The following is a 16,484-nucleotide window of genomic DNA, read 5'->3' as shown; positions in this document are numbered from 1 at the left end:
CAAGTAAGCCTTGAACCTGTTATTTATTTTCATGTGCCTGAGCTGAAAAATGACTCTCATTAAAATTGGGGGTTATTTTTTTGTTCCATTTAAAATTTCTTTAAATGTAGTAATATCATAATTAGAACTGATGTAAATTCTATCAAGCTTAAATGGATCATCATCTCTATCAGATAAACCTCTATTAGTGGTAAAGCCTAATTTATAACCAGCTGCTTTTGCAGCCTTTATGCTATCATCGTTGAAATGTCCAAATGGATAAGCAATAGCATATACTTCTCTTCCGGTTATCTCCTCCAATGTTTTCTTAGATTCTTGCAATTCACGTAATTGTTTATCATATGGTAGTTCATTTAATTTAATATGATTAACAGTATGACTTTCTATGTCTATGCCAGAGTTTAGCATTTCGGTTATAGCTTCTTTTGATAGATAATAAGAGCCATCTAAATTAGAAGTTATGCAGAATATAGTTGCTTTCATATTTAGGGCTTTTAGTATAGGAAAGGCATTATAATAGTTATCCATATATCCATCATCAAAGGTTATAACTATACTTTTTTTAGGTATTGGTGAATTATGCAACAAGTAAGCACTAAGTTCATTCATGGTTAAGGTTGTATAGCCTTCATCTTGTATATACTGGAGTTCAGCTTTTAGATTTTCAGGTGTTATTATAACTTCATTATCAGCACTTTCACGGACAGAATGATAATATAGTACAGGAACACCCCTGTTATCATTAACCAAATCAACTTTGTCAAAAGAGTTCATAGTTTGATTTTTAGTAACTTCACTATTATTATAATTTGCATGCTCATTTATGTTGGCCTCAGCTTCTGAGTGATTTATGAAATTACTCTTATTAATTAGAGCTTTTTTATAAGAAATATTAGAATATGTTAAATATGTACAAAGTATTAGAAATAAGATAAGGCAGCTAATTAATACTTTTGCTACTCTGAAAACGTTTTTTAATAAAGGTTTAGTTATGTATGAGACGATTCTTTTTGACATAAATATGTTGATTACCTCCTTAATTAAGCTAGAAGAGAATACTCTGTTATCATTATATCCTAAATTATAATAAAATTTACATAAACTTATAGGAAATTAAAGCATATTTTAATTATGTTATGTGAGAATTGGAATAAGATTTCTAAAAGAGTAGCATAATATAAAAATAGTACAACTTATTAACATTATCCACAAGTGCCTGTGGATAAGATGTTATAAAGATGTTAATATACATAATTTTACATGTTAATTTTGTGGATACACGGAAAACTGTACTATGAATTCGGTGATTGAGGAGGTGTTATTATGGGTATCTTAACTAATATAGCGGGAATAATTATAATGGGATCAATGTTATATACAACTTATCCACAACAAGTGTTTATAAGTTCTCAGGTGCAAAGTGAGAGTAAGCTTGAAATTGGTGAAAAATCTATAATTAAGAATTTGGAATATTTAAAAGAGGATGTAAAAATACCACAATTAATAAATGGAAATGATGAAAAGAAAATAAGCTCAATAAATGATAAAATAACCAGCGATATCATGCCTAAGGTAGAGGAAGCTGAAAAGACTTCAGAGGAGTATTTTGGTGGAATAGAAAAAGAAAGGCCTACATTTCCATATGAAATATATTCAAGATATACAATAACTAAGGATAGCAATTCAATTATTAGTCTATATGATGATTATTATGAATATTTAGGAGGAGCTCATGGAATGACAACAAGGAGCTCTTATACAATTGATAGAAAACAAGAAAAATTATTAAGCTTAAAGGAATTATTTACTGAAGGTTATAATTATAAAGATACAATAAATAAAGAAATAAAGACAGAGATAAATAAGCATCCTGAAAATTATTTTGATTCAGGAGATTCGTTTAAGGGAATTAGTGATAATCAAAGTTTTTATATAGAAGAAGATAATCTCATAATTTATTATCAATTATATGATTTGGCACCATATGTATTTGGATTTCCTGAATTCAAAATTCCATTGAAATCATTTGATAAAAATTTTATTTATTCTTAATCTAGTTAAATATAATATGAAAATTAACATATAGAATGGATGTAAAAAGAAGATGCCTATAAATCATAGAACATCTTCTTTTATTATAAAATTCAAAAGTTGTTTTTAATATGCATTATGAGCATTAATATTTTGATTTCCTCTAAAACCATAACCATCTGAAATAATTCTGCCAATTCCAGTTATTTTTCCAGTTATGCAGCCTCTGCAGTGAGCTGGAGTATCACCTGTGCATATCTTACCTGGGTATAATGCATAGAGTTTCCTGTATTCACCTTCAGTAACATTAGGCATTACAACATTAGCTCCACTTTGAAGTGCCTTTACTCTGCCATTAGGTGCTAGAGATTCCATAGCAGTTGTGGCTGGAATGTTTATGTCTGGAAGAATTAGTCTAGTTATAGCCATAACCTTTAGAGCTAAAGTAAGACTTCCACCTTCTGCATCCTTTAAAGGAGTATCTTCATTTGGAATAAATGGACCTACACCTATCATATCTGCATTAATTTCTTTAAAAAACAATATGTCTTTAGCTATAGACTCTAAAGTCTGGTTTGGAAGTCCAACAAGAATACCACTTCCAACTTCATATCCTAAATCACCTAAATTTTTTAGACAATTTAATCTTTCTTCAAAGCTCATATTAGGATCCATAGCTTCATAAAGTTTTTTATCAGTGGTTTCAATACGTATTAAGTATCTATCTGCACCAGCTTCTTTAAATGCCTTATATTCATCATAAGTTTTTTCACCTAAGCTTAATGTTAAAGCAACACCTAATTTTTTTATTTCTTTTACTATAGATACCATTCTATCTTTGGTGAAGTAATCATCTTCACCACCCTGAAGAACAATAGTTTTGTAACCATAGCTGACAGCTTTTTTTGCAAAATCAACAATTTCATCTTGAGTTAGTCTATATCTTTTAAGGTTTGTATTGTCACGTCTAAGTCCGCAGTACATACAATTTCTTTTACAGATGTTTGTAAATTCAATTAATCCACGCAAGTGTACATAGTTTCCTAAACATTCATTACGAACATCATCAGCAGCTTTAAAAAGTTCTTCATTTATATCATCATTTTGTAATAATTGCAATATTTCTTCTTCATTTAAATTATGAGTAAGTTTAGCTCTTTCAATAAGTTTGTTCATACATCCTCCTAAGTTAAAATATAAGTAATTGCTATTAGTATACTATATAATTTATAAATATAACAACAATATACTTAAAGCTGTAAGTTAATATTTATGCAGCCTCAGTTTGTGAAATATTAGCAGTTTTTTCTTGATGTTTATCATCCATGCTTTCTAAGAAATCTTTAATTATTCTAAAGATTTGTATTATTAAAGTAGGAATGAAAGCAAGAAAATGAACTAATAATAATTGGTTAGTTACAAGTGGAGTTATTTCAAATAATCTTTGAAGGATAGGTACAAGTAAGACTAGGTTTACAAGTACAACACCAGTTATAAAGGCAATCCAGCTGAATTTATTAGCGAATACTCCAAGTGAAAAAATTGATTTTTTACCTCTACAGTTAAATCCATGGAATAACCTTGCCAAACATAAGGTACTAAAGGCCATAGTCATTGCAATTCCATGATTACCAGTATTTAAACCAATATGATAAGAAGTCATGGTGAATACCCCTATAAGCAAACCTTGAATACAAATCTCTCTAATGAAATCTTTATTTAATATAGATTCTTTTGAATCTCTAGGCTTATCCTTTAGAACATCTTTTTTAGATTTTTCCATACCAATTGCTATTGCTGGTAAGCTATCGGTCAATAAGTTTATAAACAATAAATGCACCGCAGCAAATGGAACAGGAAGAGCTAATAGTGAGGAATAGAGAACTGCAAGTATTCCTGACATATTACCTGAAAGAAGAAATTTAATTGAATTTTTTATATTGGCGTAAATGTTCCTTCCATTAGTAACTGATTTAACAATAGTTGCAAAGTTATCATCTGTTAAAATCATTGACGCAGCATCTTTTGAAACTTCTGTACCTGTTATTCCCATTGCAATACCAATATCAGCTTGCTTAAGTGCAGGTGCATCATTAACACCATCTCCAGTCATAGCAACTATTTTACCTTTATCTTGCCATGCTCTTACTATTCTTATTTTGTGCTCAGGAGATACTCTTGCATAAACTGAAATATGTTTAAGTTTAGAATTAAGTTCATCATCAGACATTTTATCAAGTTCTAAACCTTCTACAGCTAAGTCACCTTCCTGCAAAATTCCAATCTCCTTAGCAATAGCAGAAGCCGTAATTTTATGATCACCAGTAATCATAATTGGTTTAATAGAAGCTTTAATACAATCACTAACAGCCGCTTTAGATTCTTCTCTAGGAGGATCAATCATTGAAATTAATCCAAGGAAAGTAAAGTCAGTTTCATCTTCTAAAGTCAGCTCTTTATTTTTATCAAGTTCCTTGTAAGCAAAAGCTAAAACTCTTAAACCTTGAGATGAAAGCTCACTATTAATATTATTTATATTGACTTTATCTTGAGATGAAAGTTTCTGCACGCCTTTTGATGTCTTTATTGAGGTTACTCTATTTAATAATACGTCAAGAGCACCTTTAGTAATCATTATATATTTATCGTCAATGACATGAAGTGTGCTCATAAGCTTTCTATCAGAATCAAAAGGAAGTTCTCTAAGTCTTGCATAAGAATTTCTATATTCAATTTCATTCATAGAATACTTATGTCCTAAATTAACTAAAGCTACTTCTGTAGGGTCACCAATCTCATTACCATCTATAGATGTAGAATCATTACAAAGTATAGAACTTGTTAAAAGGAAGTTAGTATTAGGGTCGGTAATGTCTATTATATTATCATCGATTAATTTATTATCAACAAAAATCTTTTTAACTGTCATCTTGTTTTGTGTTAAAGTACCTGTTTTATCAGAGCAAATAACAGATACGCAGCCTAAGCCTTCAACAGCTTTAAGCTTTTTTATAATTGCATTTTCTTTAGCCATTGATTGGGTACCTATAGCAAGTACTATTGTAACTATGGAACTTAGAGCTTCTGGAATAGCAGCAACAGCAAGGGCAACGGCGAACATTAGCGAATCTAAAATATCTGTACCTCGATATATACTTAAACCAAATACAATAGCACATATTCCAATAATAGAAATTGCAAGCTTTTTAGAGAAGTCATTTAAAGAGGCTTGAAGTGGAGTAGTTTTCTCCTGAGTTGATTCCATAAGAGAAGCAATCTTGCCAAGTTCTGTATTCATACCAGTATTGGTAACAAGGATAGTAGCTCTACCATAAGTAACTAATGAACTAGAAAAAACCATATTCTTTTGGTCACCTAAAGCAACATCATCCTTTGCAATAATCTCTGAGAACTTGTCCACACTTTCTGATTCACCTGTTAAAGAACTTTCATTAACTTTAAGAGAGAAATTTTCTAGAATTCTGCCATCGGCAACAACTAGATCGCCAGCTTCCAAGACTAAAATATCTCCAGGAACAACATCCTTAGATGGAATTTCAATTTTAACACCATCCCTAATAACCTTAGCATTAGGGGCAGATAAAGCTTTTAAACTATTAAGAGACTGCTCTGCTTTAATATATTGAATAGTCCCTAAAATAGCATTCATAACTATAACAATTAAAATAACAAGTGTACTTTCAATATTACCGGTCATAGCTGAAATAATAGCAGCAGCAATTAGAATAATCACTAATAAGTCCTTAAATTGATCTAGAAATACAGAGAAAGTGTTTTTCTTCTTTTTCTCATTTAAAATGTTTTCTCCAACTGAAGTTAAGGTTTCAGCAGCTCTCTTGTTAGTCAGGCCATTTAAGGTTACATCAAAGTCTTCAAGAGATTTTTCAATGGTTTTTGAAAAGTATTTTTTCATTTATATCATCGTCCTTTCCAATTTAATAGAGGGATAAGGCTACTTTGGAGATTTTGGATAAATAAAAAGAGACTTTTAATATAACTTCAAAAATTTGAAGTTATATTAAAAGTCTCGTTACCACAAGGGCATATAACACCAGACTAAAAGTTAGTCGAGATTGTTGATGTTATAATTTATAACTACTCCCTCTTAAATATATATTATCTGTTTATATTAGTATATTATAGAAAAGATAAAATGTCAATGATAAATACTTTAAAGGTTAATTAATATCTCTTAATATAGTTTGAATCGAGAATTATATTTTCTATACTTTATTTTTTGTAAATCTTAATTTAAAATAGATAATTATGGGAAACAAATAACATTAACTAATTAAGTAAGAGTGGAGGTTTAATTTATGACTGGACTTGTACTTGAAGGTGGAGCCTTTAGAGGGCTATTTACGGCAGGTGTACTAGATGCACTTTTAGATATAAAAGCAGAATTAAAATATATTATTGGAGTATCAGCAGGAGCAACTAATGCATATTCATATGTTTCTAAGCAAAGGGGAAGAAACCTAGAAATAATGGAAAGATTTATGGACAATAAAAGATATATTAGCTATGGAAATCTAATTAGATGCAGATCTATCATGGATTTAGAATTTGTGTTTGATGAGATACCAAATAAGTATTGTCCATTTGATTACAAAGCCTTTTATGAATTTGAAGGAAAAATGCTAGCTGGTGCTTTTAATATTGAATCAGGAGAAAACGAGTATTTTGATAAGGATTTATTAGACAAGAGAAATTCCATACTTAGGGCAAGTATAGCAATACCATTAGTATTTCCATTCGAAAAAATTAATGGTAAATATTATGCAGATGGAGGCCTCTTAGAGCCTATACCAATTAATAAATCAATAGCTGATGGTAATGATAGGAATATAATAGTTCTAACAAGAAATGAAGGATATAGGAAAAAACAGTCTAAAGCTAACATGATGACGTACAGACTTTATAAAAATAAATATCCTAAATTAGCTAATGTACTAAGAGACAGACATATTAAATATAATGAACAGCTTGATTATTGTAATAAGTTGGAATATGATGGAAGAGCGATTATAATAAGGCCAACTGTAGATATGAATATAAATAGATTTGAAAAAGATAAGGCTAGGCTGAAATCAATATACGAAAATGGTTATGATTTAGTTATAAAAGATAAAGAGAAAATACTAAGTTATATAAAATAGGTTGCTTTTATTTATGAAATTATGGCAAGTATGCTGCTGGGTTTTTATATAAAAGTAAATATATGTATAGAAATAAGAAAGAGTAGTGGAATATTGCCAATCACTCTTTCTTATTTTATATATAAAGTTGTTAATATTTTTATGTGTATCATAACAAAAATAAAATTTATAAAACCTTTATAATAATTTTTTCCTCTTATACAATAGGAGCTTCAAAAGAAAGAGAGGTGTAAATATGGAAATAGAAGAAATAGTAACGCGTTGCAAGAACGGAGAAAAGGAAGCATTTCGTGAACTCTTAAAAACTGTGGAAAGAAAGGCACTAGCAACTGCTTATTTCTTGTCAGGGAATAGAGGAATAGCTGAGGACATACTTCAAGAAACATATATGAAATGCTTTATTGAGATAAATAAACTTAAAGAGCCGCAGGCGTTTAAGGTATGGTTTTTTAAAATACTTGTCCGAACTGGATGGGAAATGTCAAAAAGACAGTCAATCTTAGTTCCTACAGAGATAACATCAGAAAATGAGAAACTATTTTATGATAAAAATAGAGATAGTAATAATGTAATTGATGAGTACGAAATAAAGAATATTATGGAAAATGCCATAAATAATTTAAGCCAAAATTTAAAAACAGTTGTTATTCTATATTACTATAATGATATGTCTATAGATGAAATTTCAAGAGTTACAGGATGTTTCAAAGCTACAATAAAATCGCGCTTGTTTTATGCAAGAGCTGCTTTGAAAAAGCAGTTAAGTAGCTGTATTGAAATGGAGCATGGAATAAGTACAGCTAAATAGAAAGGAGTGTAATTAAAGTGAAGAATAAATATTATTTAGATAATGTGCTAAAATCTGTTATAGATGATAATCTTTCCAATATTGAAATTTCAAGAGATGTTTTCACCGAGTCTTGGAACAGGAAGGAGAGTGGAATAAGTAAAAAAAGATACTATAATATTCAAAATGTAAAAAGGACAGTATTAGTATCTGTATGTTGTGTGGCATTAGTCATTAGTGGAGTTTTTACATTCTTTCCAGGAGCAAGAGTTACTGCACAAGATGCACTTAAAACTATATTTGTACCTGATAAATCTGGAAATGTTATAGAAAAGCCAGAAGATACAGAAGTCTGGTTTAGTGTTGGGGATAAAGTACTAACAGAGAAAAATAAGGTTGATATGGAAAGAAAGCTTGGCTTCAAGGTTAATTTACCCGGTGAAATTGGTAAGTATACCTATAAAAGCGATGACAGTTTTGCTCTAGCTCCAAGAGTTATTGTGTGTGCTCGTGTAAAATATAAAGATGAAGATAAAATAAGGGATAAATTAAAAAAGGCGTTAGATGATGATAAGATTTTTGAGGAACTTGAAAAAGATTATGAGTTGGATAGTTATGCTAGTTCGTCATATGTAGATGATCAAGGACATAAATTTAGGATTACTCTATCTAAAGATGTAGAGGCACCTCAAAAAAACGTTCAAGATAATATAAAAGAAGTGAATATTGATAATACTGAATGTATAATTTTACAGGACAAGAAATTTAACTATGGTTTTAAAATGTATGATGATGGAAGTTTTGGGAATGATATGGAACATAAACCAATTAGTAGTGAAGAACATTATAATATGTTCTGGACATATAATGGAGTAAAATATTATTTAGACATCGGTAAAAATTCTTCAGATATTGATGCAGCTATAGAATTTGCAACAGATTATATTAGAATTTTACAACAATAGTAGGATAAGAAATAGTAAGGCAAGTGTTTCACTTGCCTTATTTATTAATTAAAGATGCGATATTCCCGTTTAATGTTTGGTGAGAATATAGAAATTTATTTACAATAAAAAAAGCATATTACTTCTTTAATAGGTTAATAATAAAAAATATTTAGAAATTAAGATGAAGAATAGTTCTCATCATATGTAATTGTAGGATTTAAGTTATCTTTGATGTATAATGTATTAGGAGACATATAAAAAAATAATTAACTAGAAAACGTGTATTAATGCGATGTTATTTTCTTATACGTGTCTAAAGGAAATATAAACTTAAAGATAATCAGTAAATAAGGGAGATACATATGTTCGTAGCTAATAAGAATCCAAAAGTGTATGATCAAGTCATAGAAGAAATCAAAAATAAAATAAAATCGGGAGATATAAAAAAGGGCGACAGATTACCGTCAGAGAGGGAGATGGCAGAATCTCTTGGAGTATCACGTACATCGGTTAGAGAAGCATTAAGAGCTCTAGAGGTGGTTGGCTTAGTAGAAAGCAGGCAAGGGGCAGGAAATTACATAAAAACAAATTTTGATAATTCACTATTTGAGCCTATTTCAGTCATGTTTATGTTGCAGGAAAGCTCACCAAAGGAAATGTATGATTTAAGAGAAACATTAGAGTTACAGTGTGCTAGATTGTCTGCTAAAAATATAGAGGACAATGAACTTGATCTTTTGACAGCAATTTTAGATAGAATGTATATTGCAGAAAGTGAAGAAGAAAGCCTTAAATTAGATATTAAGTTTCACTACTTAATTGCAAAATCCACAAGGAATGTATTACTATTAAATGTTCTTGACGTTATATCACAGCTTGTGGATGAATTTATCCAGAAATTTAGAATGCAAATTTTGCATGCGGGAAACACTAAGGAAAATTTGCTAGAGATACATGAAAATATAGTAAGAGCTTTGAAGCTGAGGGATGAATCAAAAGCGTATAATGCCATGTTAGAACATTTTGAGTTAATCAGAAAAGCTTATGGCTATGAAAATTAGACTTACTTTATAAATAAATAGAAGAGATATACTGGAATAATCAGCATAATTCAAGTTGTACTGATTATTCCAGTATTTGTTTTGTTATTTTTTAAACAAGCCAATATAAAAGAAATGAATTTAAACCTAAGTTATGAAGTTTTTTTAAAGATAATAATTAAATTAATATTATAAAAAATACTTAATAATACATGATTGCTAAGTTATAAAAAAATATGTGCCATGTAAACATTTTCTGTTAAAAAAATAACAATTCTTTACAACGGATATTAAGAGATCTATAATTAAATTAGAAATTGGTCATACCAATTATAAATTGGTATGACAAGTTAATAAAAATCCAAAGATAAAATCATATCTATCCACTTATACGCAAAGCGTGAAAATTATGACTAGTGCTACATAGTAAGTAAACTTTAAAATATAAATTTTTAGGAGGAAAGTTATTATGAATATCTTAGTGTGTATTAAACAAGTACCAGGAACTTCAAAAGTAGAAGTTGATCCAGTCACTGGAGTGTTAAAAAGAGACGGTATAGACTCAAAAATGAATCCATATGATTTATATGCCTTAGAAGCCGCATTAAATATTAAGGAAGATAAAGGTGGAACAGTTAAAGTTTTGAGTATGGGACCTAATCAAGCGTTAAGCGTAATAAGAGAAGCCTATACAATGGGAGCAGACGAAGGAGCCTTGCTATCAGATAGAAGATTTGGAGGGGCTGATGTTTTAGCTACATCATATACAATTGCTCAAGGTGTTAAAGAAATGGGAGATTTTCAATTAATAATTTGTGGTAAGCAGACTACAGATGGAGATACAGCTCAAGTTGGACCTGAAATGGCAGAGTGGTTAAATATACCTCATGTAGCAAATGTAAAAAGTATAATTGAAATAGAAGATTCATTTATTACAGTGGAAATGGACATGCCTGAAAGTATTGAAACTGTAAAAATAGCATATCCATGTTTGATTACAGTAGATAAAGGAATTTTTGAGCCAAGATTACCTTCTTATAAAAAGAAATTATCTACAAAGGATAGAGAAATTAAGATATTTAGTCTTAATGATTTCAATGATAAAAATGAAAAAAATTATGGATTAAACGGTTCACCAACTCAAGTGGAAAGAATATTTCCACCAGAAGTTAATAATGACAGAGAGATGTGGACAGGAAGTTCAAATGAATTAAGTAAAAGAATAGGGAATAAGTTAAAGGCATTGAAATTCATTTAGCTAAGGGACAGTAAGATTAAGAAATGTTTTAATATTTTTAAGTAAAAGAAGGAGACGAGATTATGGCAAAATTGGTTATAAATCAAGATAAGATAACAAATATTGAAGAGTTAATAAAAATTTGTCCTTTTGGTGCTCTTGAGAATAACAATGGAAAAGTTGAAATAAGTGGAGCATGTAAGATGTGTAGGCTTTGTGTCAAAAAGGGACCTAAGGGTGCAGTTGAATATATAGAAGAGGAAGTTAAGGAAATAGATAAAAGTGCTTGGAATGGAATTGGAGTTTATGTTGACCATGTAGATGGAGAGATACATCCAGTTACTTATGAGCTAATAGGAAAGGCTAGAGAATTAGCAGGTAAAATAAATCATCCTGTTTATGCAGTATTTGTAGGCAGCAATATTTCTCACAAAGCAGAAGAGCTTTTGCATTATGGAGTAGATAAGGTTTTTGTATATGATGATAAAGAATTAGAATGTTTTAGAATAGAGCCATATACAGCTGCCTTTGAGGATTTTATAAATAATATAAAGCCAACTGCACTATTAGTTGGAGCGACTACAATAGGGAGGTCATTAGCACCAAGAATAGCAGCAAGATTTAAAACAGGACTTACAGCGGATTGCACAATCTTAGATATAAAAGAAAATACAGACTTAGTTCAGATAAGACCAGCATTTGGAGGAAATATAATGGCTCAAATAGTTACTCCAAATTCTAGACCACAACTTGCAACTGTTAGATATAAAGTTATGACAGCTCCAAAAAGAAGCGAAGAAATTAAAGGTGAAATAGTTAATTGTAAAATAGGTAAGGAAAAATTAAAATCTGGAATTACAGCTCTTGAAATAAAGAAAAAAGCTTCAGAGGTAGGTATAAGTGATGCAGAAGTCATCGTAGCAGCTGGAAGAGGAATTAAGTCAGAAAAAGATTTAGAAATGGTAAAGGAATTAGCTAAAGCTTTAAATGCAGAATTTGCATGTACTAGACCATTGATTGAAGCAGGCTGGGTCGATGCAAAAAGACAGATTGGATTAAGTGGAAGAACTGTAAGACCAAGGCTGATAATAACTTGTGGTATATCAGGAGCAGTTCAGTTTACAGCTGGAATGAATAATTCGGATTATATATTTGCTATTAATACAGATGAAAAAGCACCAATATTCAAGGTTGCACATTATGGAGTTATTGGAGATATGTATGAGGTAATTCCTGAATTAATAGAAAAGATAAAACTTGCTAAGGAGGCATAGGCTATGAGTTATAAAGAAGTTGAATTAAAGGATTATGAATATATATTAGCTATTGCAGAAAATGATAAGGAAAGAGTATTCTTTAGAAGTGAAATAAATGAAGATTATAGTCATGATGAACTAGGTGGAATTAAAAAAATGCCTGACATAGTAATCCAAGCTATAAGTACAGAGGAAGTTTCAAAAGTAATGAAGTATGCTTATGAGAATAACATTCCAGTAACTCCAAGAGGATCGGGTACAGGTCTTGTAGGGGCAGCAGTTCCTCTTAAAGGTGGAATAGTTATCGATCTTAGTAGAATGAATAAAATATTAGAATTAGATGATGAAAATTTGACTCTTACCTTAGAAACAGGCGTATTGCTTATGGATATTGGTAAATATGTTGAAGAATTTGATTTGTTCTATCCTCCAGATCCAGGTGAAAAATCAGCAACAATAGGTGGAAATATAAGTACTAATGCAGGTGGAATGAGAGCTGTAAAGTACGGAGTGACTAGAGATTATGTAAGAGGACTTGAAGTTGTTCTTCCAAACGGAGATGTAGTTAATTTAGGAGGTAAAGTTGTTAAAAATAGTTCGGGTTATTCCTTGAAGGATTTAATGATTGGTTCTGAAGGAACTTTGGGAATAGTAACAAAGGCGATATTGAAACTATTACCACTTCCTAAAAAGGCAGTAAGCCTTCTTATACCTTTTGGCAGCCTTGAACAAGCAATAGAAACTGTTCCTAAAATAATTAAATCTAAATCAATACCAACAGCAATTGAATTTATGCAGAGAGAAGCTATCCTTGCAGCAGAAGAATTTTTAGGAAAAAGCTTCCCAGATAAATCTTCAGATGCATACTTATTGTTAACTTTCGATGGAAATTCCACAGAAGAAATTGAAAAGGATTATGAAAATGTTGCAAATATCTGTTTAGAAGCAGGAGCACTAGATGTATTTATTTCAGATACAGAAGAAAGGCAGGAATCAATATGGTCAGCTAGAGGATGTTTTCTTGAGGCGATCAAGGCTCTAACTAGCGAAATGGACGAAGTTGATGTTGTTGTTCCAAGAAATAAAATTGGAGAGTTTGTAACTTTTACACACGAGCTTGAGCATAAAGCAGATGTAAGAATAAAAAGTTTTGGGCATGCTGGAGATGGAAACTTGCATGTATATATATTAAGAGATGAATTAAAAGAAGATGAATGGCATGCAAAACTAGATGAGGTTATGCAGATCATGTATGATAAGGCTAAAGAATTAAAAGGACAGGTTTCAGGAGAACATGGTATAGGCTTTGCAAAGAAAGGATATTTAAAGCAATCTTTACCTGATGAATGTATAAACATAATGCAGGGAATAAAATTGGCTTTTGATCCTAAGAATATATTAAATCCAGGAAAAGTATGTGAATAAAATTATTATAGTAAATTTTATAAGATAATCAGATACAGTTTAACACTATCGTATATTAAAAATTAATAATACGATAGTGTTTTTTATATAGAGAATAATTCAGCACATAATGGAAAAAACTATATTAAATAATAAAAATATATTGAAAAATAATTCAAAACAAGATAAAATTAAAATATAATAATAATAAACAATATTAAATAAGCTGAAAGGAGAAAGAGAAATGGAGCAAATAATAATGTCTCAAAGGATTGAAAAGTTAAAAGAAAAGATGCTATCTGAAAAAAGATATGCATCAATTGAACAAGCACTTATTATAACAGAAGCATACAAAGAAAATGAAGATAAGCCAGTTATTATAAAAAGAGCATTAGCATTAAAAAATTCTCTTTCAAAATTAAAAATCGGTGTTGAAGCAGAAGAATTAATTGTTGGGAATCGTACAAAGGGTGTTAGATATGGAGTAGTATTTCCAGAGAGCGGAAGTTCATGGATTGATAAGGAATTTGAAAGTCTTCCAACTAGACCTCAGGATAAATTCAATGTAAGAGCAGAAGGTATAGAGAAATTCCGTGGAATTATTAAGCCTTATTGGGAGGGACATTCATTAGAGGATGTCATTAAAGCAAGGTATGGAAAAGAAATTAATGAGATTTCAAAGGTAGTAAAGATAAACCAAAAGGATCATGCTCAAGGGCATATTTGTCCCAATTGTAAAGAATGGCTTAAATTAGGGCCAGAAGGAATAAAACAGAGAGCATTTGATAAAATAAAAAATGCAGGTGGGGAAAATAGAGATTTCTATGAAAGTGTTATTATTGCAATGGAAGGTACACAAGAATTTATGCTTAGATATCATAAATTAATGATAGAAAAAGTAAACAAAGAGACCGATGAAAATCTGAAAGCAAGTATGCTCAAAGTGGCTGAAAACTGCAAAAATCTTTCAATAAGACCAGCGGAGAGTTTTCATGAAGCTGTGCAGGCAATTTGGTTTTTATTTGTCATACTTCATATGGAATCCAATGCATCATCTTTTTCACCAGGGAGAATGGATGAATTTTTATATCCATATTATAAGAAGGATATAGAAAATGGAACGCTTAATAATGAAGAAGTGCTAGAAATTATTGAATGTCTTTGGCTTAAATTTAATCAAATTGTGTATTTAAGGAATTCTCATAGCGCTAAATTTTTTGCAGGGTTTCCGATAGGATTTAATATTGCAATTGGTGGGCAGGATGAAAGTGGGAATGATTTTTCTAATGAATTATCTTTCTTATTTTTAAAAGCGCAAGAGCATTTAGGTTTACCTCAGCCAAATTTATCTGTGAGATTGCATAAGGAAACAAGTGAGAAGCTATTAAAAGAAAGTATAAAGGTTGTAGCAAAGGGAAGTGGAATGCCTCAATATTTCAATGATGAAGCAGTGATTTCAGCAATGATAGATTTAGGCATTAATGAAAAGGATGCACGAGATTATGCGATTGTAGGGTGCGTGGAACTTACCACTCAAGGGAACAATCTTGGGTGGAGTGATGCGGCAATGTTTAATTTGAATAAAGTATTAGAATTGACGCTAAATAATGGAAGATGCTTAATGACAAAAGACTTAATAGGTTTAGATTTAGGTAATTTAACTACTTATAATAAATATGAAGATTTAGAGGAAGCTTTTTCTAAGCAGATAGATTATTTTGTAGATAAGATGATTTTAGCATGCGAGCAAGTTGAAAAGGCCCATATAGATGTTCTACCATCTCCATTTTTATCATCCGTTATTGATGATTGCATAGAAAAAGGAATTGATGTTACAGCAGGTGGAGCAGTATATAATTTATCAGGAATTCAAATGATACAAGTTGCAAATTTAGCAGATAGCTTGGCTGCGATTAAACTTTTAGTTTATGATGAGAAAAGAATCCCTAAAGAAGAATTATTAAAAGCACTACAAAATAACTTTGAGGGATATGAAATTGTACGAGCAATGTTGTTAAATAGAGCACCTAAATATGGTAACGATATTGAATGGGTAGATGAGATTGGAGCTAAATGGGCTAGATACTTTAATAAAAAGCTTAAGAATTATACAAATTATCGTGGAGGCCCATATCATACTGGAATGTATACAGTATCGGCGCATGTTCCAATGGGTGAAAATGTAGGTGCATCTGCAGATGGAAGATATGCAAGATCTCCTTTAGCAGATGGGGGAATGTCACCTGTATATGGAAGGGACATTGCAGGACCTACTGCAGTCTTAAAATCAGTGTCGAGATTAGATAACGTGTTAACTACTAATGGTGGATTATTAAATATGAAATTCCTACCTGAGTTCTTTAAAACAGAAACAGGAATTGATAAATTTTCAAGGTTCTTAAGAGCATTTGTAGATTTAGAAATACCACATATTCAATTTAATGTTTTAAGAAAAGAAGATTTATTAGCAGCGCAGAAGAATCCAGAGAACTATCGAAGTTTGACTGTACGTGTAGCAGGCTATACCGCATATTTTACTGAACTTGCAGGAGAATTGCAAAATGAAATTATAGCTAGAACAAGTTATGGAGATATATAGCTT

12 protein-coding genes are annotated in these 16,484 nt (G+C 30.6%); 9 read left to right on the top strand and 3 right to left on the bottom strand.

The window, feature by feature from the left end; genetic code table 11:
• Positions 1-72: 72 nt before the first annotated feature.
• Positions 73-1,017: a polysaccharide deacetylase family protein gene (locus tag CLOBL_RS07365; protein WP_077858428.1), complete on the bottom strand. Its 945-nt coding sequence runs from the start codon at positions 1,015-1,017 to the stop codon at positions 73-75.
• 306 nt (positions 1,018-1,323) lie between these two features.
• Between CLOBL_RS07365 and CLOBL_RS07360 the strand changes: the two genes are divergently transcribed.
• Positions 1,324-2,052 carry a DUF3298 and DUF4163 domain-containing protein gene (locus tag CLOBL_RS07360; protein WP_077858427.1) on the top strand — a complete coding sequence of 243 codons (729 nt, stop codon included), beginning with the start codon at positions 1,324-1,326 and terminating at the stop codon, positions 2,050-2,052.
• Between the two features lie 105 nt (positions 2,053-2,157).
• On the opposite strand, the gene hydE is transcribed toward CLOBL_RS07360, so the two are convergent.
• Positions 2,158-3,207: a [FeFe] hydrogenase H-cluster radical SAM maturase HydE gene (gene hydE / locus CLOBL_RS07355; protein ID WP_009167997.1), complete on the bottom strand. Its 1,050-nt coding sequence runs from the start codon at positions 3,205-3,207 to the stop codon at positions 2,158-2,160.
• Positions 3,208-3,301: 94 nt separating this feature from the next.
• On the bottom strand, positions 3,302-5,965 hold the full coding sequence (locus CLOBL_RS07350) for a cation-translocating P-type ATPase (RefSeq protein WP_077858426.1): 2,664 nt from the start codon (positions 5,963-5,965) through the stop codon (positions 3,302-3,304).
• 403 nt (positions 5,966-6,368) lie between these two features.
• Between CLOBL_RS07350 and CLOBL_RS07345 the strand changes: the two genes are divergently transcribed.
• The 8 genes from CLOBL_RS07345 (at position 6,369) to CLOBL_RS07310 (ending at position 16,481) form a co-directional block, all read left to right on the top strand.
• Positions 6,369-7,211, top strand: coding sequence for a patatin family protein (locus CLOBL_RS07345; protein ID WP_077858425.1), 843 nt, complete (start codon positions 6,369-6,371; stop codon positions 7,209-7,211).
• 235 nt (positions 7,212-7,446) lie between these two features.
• Positions 7,447-8,019 (top strand): RNA polymerase sigma factor, encoded by a 573-nt coding sequence (locus tag CLOBL_RS07340; protein WP_077858424.1) that lies wholly within the window; start codon positions 7,447-7,449, stop codon positions 8,017-8,019.
• Positions 8,020-8,036: 17 nt separating this feature from the next.
• Complete coding sequence (locus tag CLOBL_RS07335; protein WP_077858423.1) at positions 8,037-8,963, top strand: hypothetical protein; 927 nt, start codon at positions 8,037-8,039, stop codon at positions 8,961-8,963.
• Positions 8,964-9,307: 344 nt separating this feature from the next.
• Positions 9,308-10,006 carry a FadR/GntR family transcriptional regulator gene (locus tag CLOBL_RS07330; RefSeq protein ID WP_077858422.1) on the top strand — a complete coding sequence of 233 codons (699 nt, stop codon included), beginning with the start codon at positions 9,308-9,310 and terminating at the stop codon, positions 10,004-10,006.
• A gap of 448 nt (positions 10,007-10,454) precedes the next feature.
• Positions 10,455-11,243: an electron transfer flavoprotein subunit beta/FixA family protein gene (locus tag CLOBL_RS07325; protein WP_009168003.1), complete on the top strand. Its 789-nt coding sequence runs from the start codon at positions 10,455-10,457 to the stop codon at positions 11,241-11,243.
• Between the two features lie 62 nt (positions 11,244-11,305).
• Positions 11,306-12,496 carry an FAD-binding protein gene (locus tag CLOBL_RS07320; protein ID WP_077858421.1) on the top strand — a complete coding sequence of 397 codons (1,191 nt, stop codon included), beginning with the start codon at positions 11,306-11,308 and terminating at the stop codon, positions 12,494-12,496.
• 3 nt (positions 12,497-12,499) lie between these two features.
• Positions 12,500-13,903 (top strand): FAD-linked oxidase C-terminal domain-containing protein, encoded by a 1,404-nt coding sequence (locus CLOBL_RS07315; protein WP_077858420.1) that lies wholly within the window; start codon positions 12,500-12,502, stop codon positions 13,901-13,903.
• 223 nt (positions 13,904-14,126) lie between these two features.
• Positions 14,127-16,481, top strand: coding sequence for a formate C-acetyltransferase/glycerol dehydratase family glycyl radical enzyme (locus CLOBL_RS07310; protein ID WP_077858419.1), 2,355 nt, complete (start codon positions 14,127-14,129; stop codon positions 16,479-16,481).
• Positions 16,482-16,484: the final 3 nt, after the last annotated feature.

The organism is Clostridium sp. BL-8, from assembly GCF_002006495.1.
In the GTDB taxonomy this organism is placed as follows: Bacteria; Bacillota; Clostridia; order Clostridiales; family Clostridiaceae; genus Clostridium.
This window is presented reverse-complemented; position numbering and strand designations above follow the sequence as displayed.

Bases quoted from the DNA above. Each gene is read 5' to 3' on its own strand.
- CLOBL_RS07365 (WP_077858428.1), bottom strand. From the start codon at position 1,017: ATGTCAAAAAGAATCGTCTCATACATAACTAAACCTTTATTAAAAAAC.
- CLOBL_RS07360 (WP_077858427.1), top strand. From the start codon at position 1,324: ATGGGTATCTTAACTAATATAGCGGGAATAATTATAATGGGATCAATG.
- hydE (WP_009167997.1), bottom strand. From the start codon at position 3,207: ATGAACAAACTTATTGAAAGAGCTAAACTTACTCATAATTTAAATGAA.
- CLOBL_RS07350 (WP_077858426.1), bottom strand. From the start codon at position 5,965: ATGAAAAAATACTTTTCAAAAACCATTGAAAAATCTCTTGAAGACTTT.
- CLOBL_RS07345 (WP_077858425.1), top strand. From the start codon at position 6,369: ATGACTGGACTTGTACTTGAAGGTGGAGCCTTTAGAGGGCTATTTACG.
- CLOBL_RS07340 (WP_077858424.1), top strand. From the start codon at position 7,447: ATGGAAATAGAAGAAATAGTAACGCGTTGCAAGAACGGAGAAAAGGAA.
- CLOBL_RS07330 (WP_077858422.1), top strand. From the start codon at position 9,308: ATGTTCGTAGCTAATAAGAATCCAAAAGTGTATGATCAAGTCATAGAA.
- CLOBL_RS07325 (WP_009168003.1), top strand. From the start codon at position 10,455: ATGAATATCTTAGTGTGTATTAAACAAGTACCAGGAACTTCAAAAGTA.
- CLOBL_RS07320 (WP_077858421.1), top strand. From the start codon at position 11,306: ATGGCAAAATTGGTTATAAATCAAGATAAGATAACAAATATTGAAGAG.
- CLOBL_RS07315 (WP_077858420.1), top strand. From the start codon at position 12,500: ATGAGTTATAAAGAAGTTGAATTAAAGGATTATGAATATATATTAGCT.
- CLOBL_RS07310 (WP_077858419.1), top strand. From the start codon at position 14,127: ATGGAGCAAATAATAATGTCTCAAAGGATTGAAAAGTTAAAAGAAAAG.